The 12,250-nt window shown below is 55.4% G+C and carries 18 protein-coding genes and 1 tRNA gene; 12 read left to right on the top strand and 7 right to left on the bottom strand.

The genetic code is table 11. From position 1 onward, the window contains the following. The first annotated feature begins 107 nt into the window (after positions 1-107). From ACREAY_RS06060 to ACREAY_RS06050, 3 genes are all read left to right on the top strand, one after another. Positions 108-269 carry a hypothetical protein gene (locus ACREAY_RS06060; protein ID WP_431754866.1) on the top strand — a complete coding sequence of 54 codons (162 nt, stop codon included), beginning with the start codon at positions 108-110 and terminating at the stop codon, positions 267-269. A gap of 70 nt (positions 270-339) precedes the next feature. Beyond that, positions 340-1,662 carry a M20/M25/M40 family metallo-hydrolase gene (locus ACREAY_RS06055; RefSeq protein WP_431754867.1) on the top strand — a complete coding sequence of 441 codons (1,323 nt, stop codon included), beginning with the start codon at positions 340-342 and terminating at the stop codon, positions 1,660-1,662. A 30-nt stretch (positions 1,663-1,692) separates the two neighbouring features. Next, positions 1,693-2,211 (top strand): hypothetical protein, encoded by a 519-nt coding sequence (locus ACREAY_RS06050; RefSeq protein ID WP_431754865.1) that lies wholly within the window; start codon positions 1,693-1,695, stop codon positions 2,209-2,211. On the opposite strand, the gene ACREAY_RS06045 is transcribed toward ACREAY_RS06050, so the two are convergent. From ACREAY_RS06045 to ACREAY_RS06035, 3 genes are all read right to left on the bottom strand, one after another. Continuing rightward, positions 2,212-2,397, bottom strand: coding sequence for a tautomerase family protein (locus ACREAY_RS06045; RefSeq protein ID WP_431754864.1), 186 nt, complete (start codon positions 2,395-2,397; stop codon positions 2,212-2,214). 26 nt (positions 2,398-2,423) lie between these two features. Beyond that, positions 2,424-2,864, bottom strand: coding sequence for a hypothetical protein (locus tag ACREAY_RS06040; protein WP_431754863.1), 441 nt, complete (start codon positions 2,862-2,864; stop codon positions 2,424-2,426). Between the two features lie 19 nt (positions 2,865-2,883). Next, positions 2,884-2,958, bottom strand: a tRNA-Val gene (locus ACREAY_RS06035). A 165-nt stretch (positions 2,959-3,123) separates the two neighbouring features. Here ACREAY_RS06035 and ACREAY_RS06030 point away from each other — a divergent pair. Next, positions 3,124-3,423: a 4a-hydroxytetrahydrobiopterin dehydratase gene (locus tag ACREAY_RS06030; RefSeq protein ID WP_431754862.1), complete on the top strand. Its 300-nt coding sequence runs from the start codon at positions 3,124-3,126 to the stop codon at positions 3,421-3,423. Here the strand turns inward: ACREAY_RS06030 and ACREAY_RS06025 are convergent. Continuing rightward, positions 3,411-3,575, bottom strand: coding sequence for a hypothetical protein (locus ACREAY_RS06025; protein ID WP_431754861.1), 165 nt, complete (start codon positions 3,573-3,575; stop codon positions 3,411-3,413). The two genes, ACREAY_RS06030 and ACREAY_RS06025, sit on opposite strands and share 13 nt — an antisense overlap. Positions 3,576-3,772: 197 nt before the next feature. Between ACREAY_RS06025 and ACREAY_RS06020 the strand changes: the two genes are divergently transcribed. From ACREAY_RS06020 to ACREAY_RS06010, 3 genes are all read left to right on the top strand, one after another. After that, a complete protein-coding gene (locus ACREAY_RS06020) occupies positions 3,773-4,834 on the top strand; it encodes an ABC transporter substrate-binding protein (protein WP_431754860.1) in 1,062 nt (353 codons plus the stop codon). A gap of 110 nt (positions 4,835-4,944) precedes the next feature. Continuing rightward, on the top strand, positions 4,945-5,769 hold the full coding sequence (locus ACREAY_RS06015) for an ABC transporter permease (protein ID WP_431754859.1): 825 nt from the start codon (positions 4,945-4,947) through the stop codon (positions 5,767-5,769). A 39-nt stretch (positions 5,770-5,808) separates the two neighbouring features. Continuing rightward, entirely contained in the window at positions 5,809-6,795 is a 987-nt protein-coding gene (locus tag ACREAY_RS06010; protein WP_431754858.1) for a phosphosulfolactate synthase, read from the top strand. Here the strand turns inward: ACREAY_RS06010 and ACREAY_RS06005 are convergent. Continuing rightward, positions 6,777-7,295, bottom strand: a complete 519-nt coding sequence (locus ACREAY_RS06005) for an NUDIX hydrolase (protein ID WP_431754857.1) — start codon at positions 7,293-7,295, stop codon at positions 6,777-6,779. The genes ACREAY_RS06010 and ACREAY_RS06005 overlap by 19 nt on opposite strands. A 68-nt stretch (positions 7,296-7,363) precedes the next feature. On the opposite strand from ACREAY_RS06005, the gene ACREAY_RS06000 reads away from it, so the two are divergent. Both ACREAY_RS06000 and ACREAY_RS05995 read left to right on the top strand, forming a co-directional pair. Continuing rightward, positions 7,364-7,768 carry a hypothetical protein gene (locus ACREAY_RS06000; protein WP_431754856.1) on the top strand — a complete coding sequence of 135 codons (405 nt, stop codon included), beginning with the start codon at positions 7,364-7,366 and terminating at the stop codon, positions 7,766-7,768. Next, complete coding sequence (locus ACREAY_RS05995) at positions 7,769-9,370, top strand: ABC1 kinase family protein (RefSeq protein ID WP_431754855.1); 1,602 nt, start codon at positions 7,769-7,771, stop codon at positions 9,368-9,370. Here the strand turns inward: ACREAY_RS05995 and hsp14 are convergent. Next, a complete protein-coding gene (gene hsp14 / locus ACREAY_RS05990) occupies positions 9,367-9,750 on the bottom strand; it encodes an archaeal heat shock protein Hsp14 (protein ID WP_431754854.1) in 384 nt (127 codons plus the stop codon). The two genes, ACREAY_RS05995 and hsp14, sit on opposite strands and share 4 nt — an antisense overlap. Before the next feature lie 61 nt (positions 9,751-9,811). Between hsp14 and ACREAY_RS05985 the strand changes: the two genes are divergently transcribed. Next, positions 9,812-10,018, top strand: a complete 207-nt coding sequence (locus tag ACREAY_RS05985; RefSeq protein WP_431754853.1) for a zinc finger domain-containing protein — start codon at positions 9,812-9,814, stop codon at positions 10,016-10,018. Here the strand turns inward: ACREAY_RS05985 and ACREAY_RS05980 are convergent, their stop codons facing one another. Then, positions 10,019-10,696: a hypothetical protein gene (locus tag ACREAY_RS05980; protein ID WP_431754852.1), complete on the bottom strand. Its 678-nt coding sequence runs from the start codon at positions 10,694-10,696 to the stop codon at positions 10,019-10,021. A gap of 167 nt (positions 10,697-10,863) precedes the next feature. Between ACREAY_RS05980 and tmk the strand changes: the two genes are divergently transcribed. Then, positions 10,864-11,454 (top strand): dTMP kinase, encoded by a 591-nt coding sequence (tmk, locus tag ACREAY_RS05975; RefSeq protein ID WP_431754851.1) that lies wholly within the window; start codon positions 10,864-10,866, stop codon positions 11,452-11,454. A gap of 26 nt (positions 11,455-11,480) precedes the next feature. Further along, positions 11,481-12,250 (top strand): HD domain-containing protein (locus tag ACREAY_RS05970; protein WP_431754850.1); only part of this gene is annotated, 770 nt, incomplete at its 3' end.

The following is a 12,250-nucleotide window of genomic DNA, read 5'->3' as shown; positions in this document are numbered from 1 at the left end:
TGAGAAAAAGATCGAGTTGGACATGGTGAGAGAGTCGGGTCTGGGTGGTTATAAAAGTTGGTTCCTATCGAGATGGACTTTTATTGCAGGCACGGGAATTGTCTGCTGTGTCGTCAGGCATGTTGCTCCTGATAGTGCTGCCGGCAGTAATCGCCTTTGCCTTCGGGGTTTTTGTGATGGCGAGCATACTGCCAGATGTCGAGGAGAGGCTGTACTATTACTATGGCTACCCGGACGCAAGGCGTCTCGTCGTAGGCCAGGAGCCCTGAAAGGCAACCTTTATTTTCGATCCCGGATTTTTAGCAGCCATTGACCATAGACGCGATTGTTGACGCCGGGATGGACGGCCTCGTTTCCGACCTTCAGACTCTGGTAAGGCAGCCGAGCGTTTCTGCCAAGAATACAGGGCTTGTGCAGTGCGCAAATTTGATGGCAGGCATGATGCATAAAGCTGGCATAAGGTCAGAAGTCCTGTACCTTGACGACAAGAGCGTGCCTCCAATAGTGTACGGCGAGGTGCGGTCAAAGTCAAACCCGGACAAGACTCTGCTGTTTTACAACCATTACGACGTCCAGCCGGAAGAGCCGCTGGAGCTGTGGGACGACGAGCCGTTCTCTGCCATTGTCAAGGACGGCAAGGTCTTTGGCCGCGGGAGCGCGGACGACAAGGGCGAACTGATAACGCGGATAAAGGCCGTCGAATACTACCTAAAGGCGACAGGCGACGTGCCTTGCAACGTAAAGTTCATGGTGGAAGGTGAGGAAGAGATCGGCAGCGTCCACGTCGAGCAATATCTCAAAAAATACAGAAAGAAGCTGGCGTGCGATGGCGTGATATGGGAGTTTGGCTATGTCGATGCCAAAGACCGGCCGATTGTGAGCCTCGGCATGAAGGGGCTGCTGTATGTAGAGTTGGTAGCAAAAGGCCCGTCAAGGGACGCCCACTCTTCCCTTGCGGTGCTGATAGAGAACCCCGCGTGGCGGCTCGTGTCCGCGCTAAAGGCGCTGCGCGACCCGTCCGGCAGGATACTGGTAAAGGACTGGTACAAAGACGTCCGCAGCTTTACAAGGCAAGAGCTGGCCGTGATTGCAAAAGAGCCGTTTGACGATAAAGAGTTCAAGAAGGAGTACGGCATTTCAAAATTCGTCGCCAACGCGCGCGGCATGGACGTCAAAAAGGCGCTGGTCGGGATGCCCACTTGCAACATCGCCGGCTTGATATCCGGCTATACCGGCCCGGGGGCCAAGACTGTGCTGCCTGCAGAGGCAACAGTCAAGATAGACTTTCGCCTGGTGCCGGACATGATGCCGGACAAGCAACTGGTCCGGCTAAGGAAATACCTGAAGGAAAAGGGCTTTGGCGACATTAAAGTCCGGCTCATCCACGGCGAGGCTGCAGCGAGGACGCCGATAAGCGACCCGTTTGTGAAAAAAGTAGAAGAGGCTGCAAAAGAGGCGTTTGGCAGCGCGGTTTTGAGCGTGTCCGCCGCCGGCACCGGCCCCATGTACTCGTTTGTCAAGGTGCTGAAGGCGCCGTGCATCTCTGTCGGGAGTACACACATGTTTGCCCGCATCCACTCGCCTAACGAGTTTGCAAGGATTGACCTGTTGAATAAGTGCACGAAATGCATCGGCAGGATAATAGAGAAATTCGCCGCATAGGTTAATAGCAAAGGGGGCCGGAGAGCAGGCGTGAAACGCGGCTATTTTGTCCTTATTGGCGGGGCTGCAATATTTGTCGTGGGCATCGTGCTGACCGTGATATGGGCGCTTCCCATAGCCAGCAAGCTACAGCAAGAGACTTCCATAGTTCAGGGTGCAAACCTGGCCGCAGGGCAGTCGCAGACCGTGGCTTTGCAGGTTGACGACGTTGCAGAGGCGCTTTCAATCGTCGTCTCTGCCAACAACGACGAGCCGCTTAATGCCGTGCTCATCGACCCTAACGGCGTGCAGGGGATCAACGCGACTTTTACAGGCGCAAACGCAATGAGCGCCGAGCCGACGGTGGCCGGAACCTACAGGGTGATAGTGACAAACCAAGGCGACTCTCCTACCCAGATTGACGTAGTGTTTGGCCACATACCGGGCGTCGGCTCGGACGTCGACGGGAGCATGTTTGCAGGCATTGCCGCAGGGGCGGCAACAGTCGTCGCAGGACTGGTCGTCATGATAGTGGGCGTCGTCATTGTCGTGATTGACAGGCGCAAATAATCACATGTCAAGCCCGAGGACGCCGGCGTCGCCCCAGTTTTCTTTGGACACTTCATAGACAAGTATCCTTATCGCGCCTTCTTTGGTCTTTAATATTCTGGCTGCTTCCCTTGTCAGCACCTGGACGAGCTCACGCTTTTGCACCACCGTCCTTCCCTGGCTCATCGTCACCTGAATGACTGGCATGCATTGCCTACCAAAAGGGGAATATTTCAGCGTTCAAGATCTTGGATTCGATCTTTTGCAGGCATGGCGTTTTCCCACAGCGTCTCAAAGACGTTCTGCTGGCTTTGCACCAGCTCTTTTTCGTCGCTGTAGACCAGCTTGTCAAGAGTCTTTTTTCCGCTTATGCCGGCGACAAACTCGCTTTCGCTCACCGCGAAACTGCCGCTGACCCTGTCAAGGTGGCGCAATTCAACAAACTTTGTCAGCTCTATGCAGTGCGTGGCGTTGTCGTTTGTGATCTCGGTGACGTAGCGTATCTTTACCCCGCGCTCTTTTGCAGCGACGTACCCCTGCTTTATCGCGTCGCTCATGGAAAACGCCGGGATGGACGAGTCGACGCAGGCGCACCAGCTCTTTTTTATGTTTGACTGGAATTTCGCAATGGCCGCCGTGATGTCGCCGATGCCGGTTATTAGTCGTGTAGCCATTTTATCGCCATGAATTCAGTGGAGGGGATGGGATTCGAACCCATGACCACCTGTGTGTAAGACAGGTATCCTAACCAGGCTAGACAACCCCTCCGGTGAATTGCAGGACTGTTCTGCGGATCGGTATTAAAAGTGTGCGCGAAGGCAGATTTCGTCCGACAGTGAATTGCAGGATTAAGAATATTTTGAGAACCAGTCCTGCAGCGAACGTTGAACGGAATGAGAGAAGACGTATTAGATACGCGGACAATCATGTACCATGCAGGAAGATTACAGAAAGCTTGGCAAGGCCGAGCTTGAGCAGGCGCTCAAGAAGCTGAAGGGCTGGCAGGTGTCAAAGGGCAAGCTGAACAGGACGCTAGAGTTTGATAATTTCGTGCAGGCATTTGCGTTCATGACGAGGGTCGCAATCGAGGCTGAAAAATTGAACCACCACCCCGAATGGTTCAACGTCTACAACCGGCTGACCATCGACCTTGTCACGCACGACATTGGAAACGAGATAAGCAACTATGACGTCATGCTCGCCGGCAAGGTAAGCGAGATCTATGATGAATAGACGTCCATCCTCGAAAGATCGCGGCGGTCGCACCGGGGGCACGATCCTACAAAGTGCGACTTGGCTGCAGACGCGCACCACATGCACTGCGAACAGATCACAAAGTACCATGCCCTGCCGCGGGCAGCCAGGACTTCCGGCGAAGCTGCCATGAGACGCACACGCAATAATCACTTTAAAGCGTTTGTGTACGCAATTAAGCAATGCTAACCAGATCATCCGCTAACAGGCAGTTGAATGGCAGCAATCCCTGCATACAATGCGTTGCCGCCTTCGGCAGTCTTGCGCATAATGTCGATTTTCTGCATGATTGAAAGCAGTATTAAATGGTCTTCAGGATAACACCGCCATGAAAAATTCAGTCAAGTTTGTCATCGCTGCAGCCATAGTTGCCGCAGTCGTGGCATCTTCATTGACGCTTGGCTCCAGCAGCAATGCCGGGGCGGGCAATAACAACGAGGAGGAAGCCAAGGTTGTCAGGATAGGATACTTTCCCAACATCAACCACGCGCAGGCCGTGATAGGCCTCGGAAGGGGAGATTTTCAAAAAGCCCTTGGCGACGGGGTCGAGGTCAAGACGCAGCTGTTTAATGCCGGCCCTCTAGCCATAGAGGCGCTGTTTGCAAACCAGATAGACGTGACGTACGTCGGTCCCAACCCCGCCATTAACGGGTATGTAAAGTCTGACGGCCAGGCCCTGCGCATTGTTTCCGGCGCGGCAAGTGGGGGAGCGGTGCTGGTGGTGCGCAACGACGCGGGCATTGACTCTGTCGCAGATTTTGCAGGCAAGAAATTCTCTTCGCCGGAGCTGGGCAACACCCAGGATGTGGCCCTGCGCAAGTACCTGCTTGACAACGGCTACCAGACCAGCGAGAAAGGCGGAGATGTTGAAGTCTTTCCAGCCAAGAACCCCGATATCGTCACGCGCATGATAAAGAATGACATTGACGGTGCGTGGGTGCCAGAGCCGTGGGGAGCCAAGCTGGTCAAGGAGGCAAACGGCCGCGTATTCCTCGATGAGCGCGACCTCTGGCCTGGCGGCGATTTCGTCACGGCGCACATCATAGTAAGGACAGAGTTCCTCGAGCAGAACCCCGAGATTGTGAAAAAGATCATCAGGGCCCAAGTCGAGGAAACAGAATGGATATACGACAACCAGGACGAGGCAGTCAGGGTCTTTAACGAAGAGCTAAAAAAACTGACCGGCAAGACCCTGCCGGAAGACGAATTCAGGGAAGGCCTGTCGAGGATGGAGCTGACCTACGACCCTGTCAAAGAGTCGCTGTTCAAGTCGGCCAACGACGCCTATGACGTTGGGTTCTTCAAGGAAAGGCCGGACCTGTCGGGCATATACGACCTGGACATCCTGAACGAGGTGCTGGCTGAAAAGGGCAAGGCGCCCATCCCCTAATTTTTTCAAACAAGGCGCAGGGGATGCGCCTAAATGCAACAGTTGCGCCTTTGAAGTAGATTATATGGCATCGGCAATCAACCCTGCGCATCTAGGAAAAAGGCGCGAATATGCTGGAACCACTTTATCAAAAGAAAAAGCAGGGCGGGAAAAAATTTGACACGACCGATGCGGCCAACGTCGCGCTTTTCCTGGCGGCGTTTGTAGGGCTCTGGCAGCTCATCTACGTCGCAGAAGTCTGGCCCCGGACCCTCATGCCTTCCCCCGCGATGGTTGCTGGTTCCATAGCGGAACTGATAGCCGACGCGTCGCTTATAGTCGGCGTCGGCATCTCGCTTTCGAGACTGCTCGTGGGATTTACCATTTCAGTCGCCATCGGCGGGGCGGTCGGCCTTGCCATGATCAAGTTCTCAGGGTTTGGCAAGACCATGAGCTCGTTTGCAGTCGGGCTCCTGACGTTCCCAAGCATTGCATGGGTGCCGTTTTCCATCCTGTTCTTTGGCTTTGACGCCTTTGGCTTTGGGATACTCTTTGTGGTTATAATGGCGTCCGTTTTCTCGGTAATGATAACCACGTACAGCTCTATCCGCAACATACCGCCCATCTACATAAGGGCGGCAAAGAACATGGGCGCCAGGGGCACTGGCCTTTTCAGGCACGTCATGATACCGGCGGCCACCCCGTCGCTCATACTGGGCGTCAGGCAGGCGTGGTCTTTTGCGTGGCACGCGCTTATTGGCGCCGAGATGTTGATAACCACGCTCTACGGGCTTGGCCACGTCCTCTCGGTAGGGAGAGACTTTAACGACATTTCGCAGATCATTGCGACAATGATAACGATCTTTGCAATAGGCATAGTCTTTGACAGGGTGATTTTCCTGAAACTTGAGGAGAAGGTAAGGGCGAGATGGGGCCTTGACCAGCACAGCACATAAGCTAAAATATATGCAGAATCTGCATATATCATAACGGGCATGCTGGACGAGCTGGTCAAGAACAGGCTGGACGCCAAAAAGCCCAGGAAGGAGGGCCTCACCTGCACGGTAGACAAGTTCCAGGGTTTCGACAGGGAGAACTTCTCCATAATAGCGCCTTTCATAGACGTGGTCAAGATCTATGGCGCATTTCCCATGCTCGTGTCCGACGAGAGCCTGAGAAAAAAGGTAAGATTCTACCACGACCTTGGCATCAAAGTCTCCACCGGCAGCACGATAACCGAGTTTGCGATTGCCGAAAACTCGCTTGAAAAATTCGCAAAAGAAGCCGCAAAGGCTGGCTTTGATATCGTCGAGGTAGGCGAGAGTGGCATGGACCTCAACATGGCGCAAAAGAAAAAGGCGACAGAGACGATAAAGTCGGCGGGCCTCGAGTTTCGGTGGAAGGTTGGGAAAAAAGACCCCCGCCACCAGCTGGGCATCGACGACACTCTTGAAAAGATAGACGAGGCGACAAAGCTGGAATCCAGGAAAATAGTCATCGAGGCAAACGAGGGGTACGACGTCGGCATCTATGACGAAAAGGGAGGGGTCAAGTGGAGTTTTGTGGGCGCAATCACCAACAGGTATCCTCCGAGCACCTTCATCTTTGAGGCGCCGCTAGAGTCGCAGCAGTCCGCCCTCATTGCCGAGTTTGGCCAGCGCGTCAACCTCGCAGAGGTCCACCTTGACGCGGTGGCGTCAGTCGAGTCGCAGCGCCGGGGATTCCTCGCAAAATCCGCGTTTGGTGTATCGTACGTCCGCAAGGACCCGGAAGGCGGGCCGGCGCCCAAGTTCATCTATTATCTCATAAAGACGAAAAACCCCGTCGAGCAGGGCGAGCTGATGACGATGAGCCACCTGCCGAGGAGGACGGTGCAAGCTGCAATCGACGACCTGAAGAGGCAGGGCCTCATAATCGAGCGCAACAGCCTCGACGACGCGAGGAAAAAGGTGTACCAGCCAGTTCACGCAGAGTGGCTGTAGGCGAGTATCGCGGCTATCGTCTTGGCATCCCTTATTTCGCCGTTAAAGCACTTTTTGACCGCTGTCGCAAGCGTTACTTTCCTGACGACAATGTTTTCGTCGTCGTCCATATCGCGCCTCTCCTTTGCCTTTTTCAGGTCTGTGGCGACGAAAAGGTGCATAAGCTCGGTGTCGTATCCGGGAGCCATGTACCATTTCAGAAAAGGCTTCAGCCTGCCTGCGTAGCCGATCTCTTCGTTCATCTCCCGGACGGCGGCCTGCCTCGGCGTCTCGCCCTGCTCTATCTTGCCGGCAGGTATCTCTAATAGTGTCATGTCAGGGGCGCGCCTGTACTGCTCTACGAGCAAGAGGGAGCCTTCCCGCACAGCCACTATGCCGACTGAGGGCAGGTGCTCCACTATCTCTTTTTCCACGACCCTGCCGTTTATCGCAAACCTGTCCCTGCGCATCGAGATTGCGCCTGAATAGACCTTTTTGCTCTCAATGACCCGCACCTGCATTGGCGCAGTATAGCAAGAGGGGGTAATTATTCGCTAGTTTTATAGCCGAGTCGGGGCTCTTTTTGCCTGTGGACTTTGTCGACTCGGGCGGCAACATTGTTGTCCCCAAGGCGGTCAGGCCGATAATAGGCATCGACGAAACGGCGCTTGGGACAAGGCAGGGTGCCCGGCGGCAGTACCGCCACGGCAGGCTCCACATACGCGATTATGATACCCATTATACGGTTCACATGGACAGGGTCGATCCCCTGGTCAGCCCCATTGGCCACCTGCTTGCCGACGCCCCGGAATACGTTGTCGGCGCGGCGGCAGCGGCGTGGGCCGCAAGGCAGGTCGGGTCCGCGGTCTATAAAAAACGCAAAAAGGATGGCAAGCCGGCAGGAGAAGCGGCGGTCGACGCAATCATTGCAGGATGCCTCGCCGGCTCGGCCGCAGGCAAGGTTGCCTTTTCGGTTGCAAAAAAGGTGAAATAGTTGGAAGCCCCGCTGCGCGAGCAAGAGCGCGTACAGGCCGTTGCGGCGAGGCCGTCGCGGCTGCGCGTGGCGCAGGTGGTGCTAAAGCTCTTGCCGGTCGTCTTTAACCTGCGGCGCGACAGGCGCGAGTGGGTGAAAAAGGAAGGCAGAAACGTCGACGAGTCAAAATACAGGCGCCACGCGGAAAAGGCACTTGCCACTTTTATCGCGCTGGGGCCGTCATATATCAAGCTGGGCCAGTGGCTCTCGTCAAGGGCGGACATTCTTCCCCAGCCGTACCTCGAGGTGCTCGCCAAGCTTCAGGACGAAGTCCCGCCGGCGCCCTTTGACAGGGTGAGGCCGATAATCGAAAGCGAGCTTGGCAGGATAGAGGATGCGTTTGAAGAGTTTGACCAGAAAGCCCTTTCAGGCGCGAGCCTGGGGCAGGTCTACCTTGCGACGTATGGCGGCAAGAAAGTGATTGTAAAGGTGTCGAGGCCCGACATCGAGCAGACGATACGGGACGACATTTACGTGCTGAAAAAGATATTGCCCCTTGCGACGCGCTTTATCGACCCGAACCTGCGGTTCTCTGCAGAAGGCATGCTGGCCCAGTTCATCGAGACCGTCCACGAAGAGATGGACTATAGGTTAGAGGCTAAAAACCTGCTCACGATAAAGCGCAACTTGGCAGGCGACGGCTCTGTGATAATCCCGGGCGTCTTTCCAGAGCGCACGACAAGGCACGTGCTGACCATGGAGTACGTGCCGGGGATCAAGATAACCGACGTCGCGGCCCTTGACGCCAGGGGCATCGATAGGGCGAGCCTTGTTATCAAGGTCCACCGCGTATTTTTCAAGATGCTCCTGCGCCACAGCATCTTTCACGCCGACCCGCACCCGGGCAACATCTCTGTCGAGGACAGCCAAGACGCCCGGCTCATACTGTACGACTTTGGCATGGTGGGCCGGCTCGACAACGAGACGAGGCTGAGGCTGATCAGGCTGTACCTTGCGCTCCTTGACAAGGACCCAGAGCGCACTGTCAACGTGCTCATCGAGCTTGGCACGCTAGAGCCCACGGTCAACCGCTACATCGTTGAAAAGGGCATCGGGCTTTCGATAGAGTCGCTTTACGGCAGGCAGGTAGACAGGATGGAGGTCAGGGCGCTCATGGATCTTGCAAACAAGACGATGAGCCGCTTTCCGTTCAGGCTGCCCAAGAACCTGGCGCTGTACATGCGCATGGGCTCGATACTTGAGGGAATATACCAGCACCACAAGGTCAAGTTCCAGTTCGTAAAGGTACTTGCGAACCTGCTTGAGGAAGAGGGCCTGCTGCGCGACGCCTACATTGAGGAAGTCAAGGTGGCGGCAAAGAGGATAGCCAAGGGAATTGAGGCGTCAGCGAGCGTGGCGCCCCTGCTAAAGGCGTACCTGGAGAGCCAGCAGTCGATTGCTGTGCAGGCAAGGAAAAGCAACGCGCTCTTGCCGGCGAGCATACTGGCGTCCGCGCTCTTTGTCGGAGCGGCCGTGATGCTGCCGTATAATGCGTTGCTGTCGTACGGCGGGTTTGCGGCTGCCGCAACAGCGATTGCGATAGGCGTCGCGAAAAGAAACTAGGTGATAGGGATGTTTGTGATTCCCGACATCGGTATGCGGAGCGTCACCACGCCGTCGGCGTACGTCGCCTTGCCGACCACCTTTTCGTCTTCCTTGACAGAGATGGGCAGCAGGACCTTTTTGTCGATTTTTGCCGGCCTGTGCCTCTGGTAGGCGGTCCCTTTGGCTTCAGAGTCGCGCTTGGCGCCTATAGAAAGGACGTTGCCGGATATTTTCAGGGTAATGTCCTTTTTGGCAAATCCCGGCAGGTCTATCGTGACTACCAGTTCATTTCCGTCCTCCACGATGTCGACTGCGGGCATTACAAACTCGAAAAATTCCCTTGACCTGTTGTCAAGCTCCCTGGCTATCTCGCGGGCCATGTACCTTCCTATGCTCATAGCCTAGATTCCCCTGCACGCTATAAATCCTTTCTTTGCGACGGCGACGACAAGTAAAAATATGCCGGCTGGCAAGCAAATAGAAATGTACGCCGGCTCGTACGAAATGCCCAACTGCAACGCCTGCGGCAAGCAGGTCACCCCTGGTGAGTTGTCAGAGAGCTTTAGCTGCCCCAAGTGCAAGAACGCCCGGATTTGGCGCTGCGAAGGGTGCAAGGGCAAGGCCAAGAAATACACGTGCGGAAAGTGCGGCTACGAAGGCAAGTAGTCACGACAGCACTTTGAAAAAGTTTCTCACAAGGTCTTTCTGGTCTGGCTGGAACGCGACAAACGCCTCCACAAGCTCGCGCTCGACCGCAATCTGCTTTGCAATCACCGAGCGCAGCTTTTTCGTCTCAAGGGGCGCAATGCTGTTTATCGCGCCCGTGCTGTAGGCATAGATGTATTCGTTTATCACCTTTGTGATGAAGGCCGGCGCGCCGTCTATCAGCAACAGCAGCCCGTCCCTCATGGCCTTGCACTGCGCGTCGCTTGACGGGAGCGACGACACGTACGATTTCAAGAGCGCCATGCGCCTGTCGCCGAGGTCCTCTATCGACGACGCCACCAGCAGGCCCGTATCGGTAAGCTCGTAGAACGGGACGCCTTCCAGCTGCAAAGCTTTAGGCCCCCGCCTCAGCGGCAGCCTGCCGCCTTCCTTTACCACGCCGGCAGGTATCAGCACCTCGTCAAGGTCCCGGAATATCCCGGAATAGATGTTTTGCCACAGGATGCCATGCTGCTCGGCTATAGCGTGCGCGATTGACGTCCTGGTGCGCAGCTCTGGGCTCTGCTCCATGGCAAGGTGCGCTATTATTCCCCGCTGCCTCTTGGCCTCGCCGGTGAACTTGTTCCGGCGCGTCTTGAAGGTGTCGAATATCGCAATGTTTGATTTGTCGTCCTTCATGGCCTCTACCCCCAGCCTCGCTGATTCTCTAAGAATCCAGTTAATATTTTAATTTGTTGGTTTTTTGGATTAAAATTCTCGGCGGATGGCAGGCGCAAATCACACAAACCGCCTTTCTCATCAATTATTCAACATCTTTTTATTGACCCGTGCATTGACCTTCGGCGGTGCTAAAGGGCAAGATCATTGTTATAGAAGGGACCGATAAGGCCGGCAAGACGACCCAGTCGAGGATGCTCCAGGAAGCCCTGAAAGCCCTTGGCAAGATTTGCGTGGTCATCGACTTTCCAGATTATACGACGCCCATCGGCATGGAGATAAGGGCGTTTCTCGACGGCAGGCGCGACTATTCCTCAGAGGTCAAGCACCTCCTGTTCTCGGCAAACAGGTGGGAGAAAAAGAAAGAGATAGAGAGCATGGCCGAGAGCGGCACAATCGTAGTCATGAACCGGTACTACCAGTCAAACCTGGTGTACGGCGTCTCTAACGGAATGGACGAGGGGTGGCTCATGCGCCTCGACAAGGGCCTGCCAAAGGAGGACATTACGCTCGTGCTGCTGGTAAACCCGGCGACGTCGAAAAGGAGGGCAGAGGTCCTGGACGCATTTGAGGGCGACGCCAAGCTTGCAGCGGCGGCGCACAAGAATTACACAAAATATGCGAGAAAGTTTGGCTGGAAGGTGCTTGACGGGTCCAAGAGCAAGGAGCAGGTCCACGCAGAGATACTGAAGATAGCGAGAAAGCTGCTTAAAGTTTAATTCCGCCCCGCTGCTTCTCACGTCCAATGGACTTTGCAGGCGAGATAACCGACCCGATACACCGGTACATACGGTTCTCGCAGGTTGAAAAGGACGTAATCGACTGCCCCGCCTTCCAGAGGCTGCGGCGCATAAGGCAGCTGGCTGGTGCGCATTTGGTTTACCCGAGCGCCCAGCACTCGCGCTTTGAGCACTCGCTTGGCGCCATGCACATCGCAGGCCTAGCAGGCGAGAGCCTGCTGGTAAAAGGATACATCGACAACGCCGAGACGGTGCAGGAATTGAGATTAGCTGCGTTGCTGCACGACATCGGGCACGGGCCGTTCTCCCACCTGTTCGAAGAAGTGCTGGAGACGGGCTGCGGAACCAGCCACGAGGAGATGGGCAGGCGCATCATTGCCAAGAGCGAAGTCGCCGACATACTGGAGAGGAGCGGATATAGCACAGACCACGTCGCCCGGCTTTCGTTTGGCCAGTCGAGGGTCGGCTTTCTCAACGAGATAATCTCTGGCGGCCTGTCGGCAGACATCATGGACTATTTGCCACGCGATTCCTATTTCACGGGTGCCGAGTACGGCAAGATAGACTATTACCGGCTCACCAGCTCGTTTGTGGTCGCAAAAGGCAGGCTTGCACTTGACAGGTCGGCGCTCAACTCGCTAGAGTCGATGCTGATATCCAGGTACGAGATGTTCAAGGCCGTCTATTTCCACAAGACCGTCAGGTCGGCTGAAGTGATGCTCCTTGAAGCGATGATAGCGGCGGACAAGCAACTGAATCTTACAGACACGTCGCT

The sequence above is a fragment of the Nitrososphaera sp. genome (assembly GCF_050748925.1).
Lineage (GTDB): Archaea > Thermoproteota > Nitrososphaeria > Nitrososphaerales > Nitrososphaeraceae > Nitrososphaera.
This window is presented reverse-complemented; position numbering and strand designations above follow the sequence as displayed.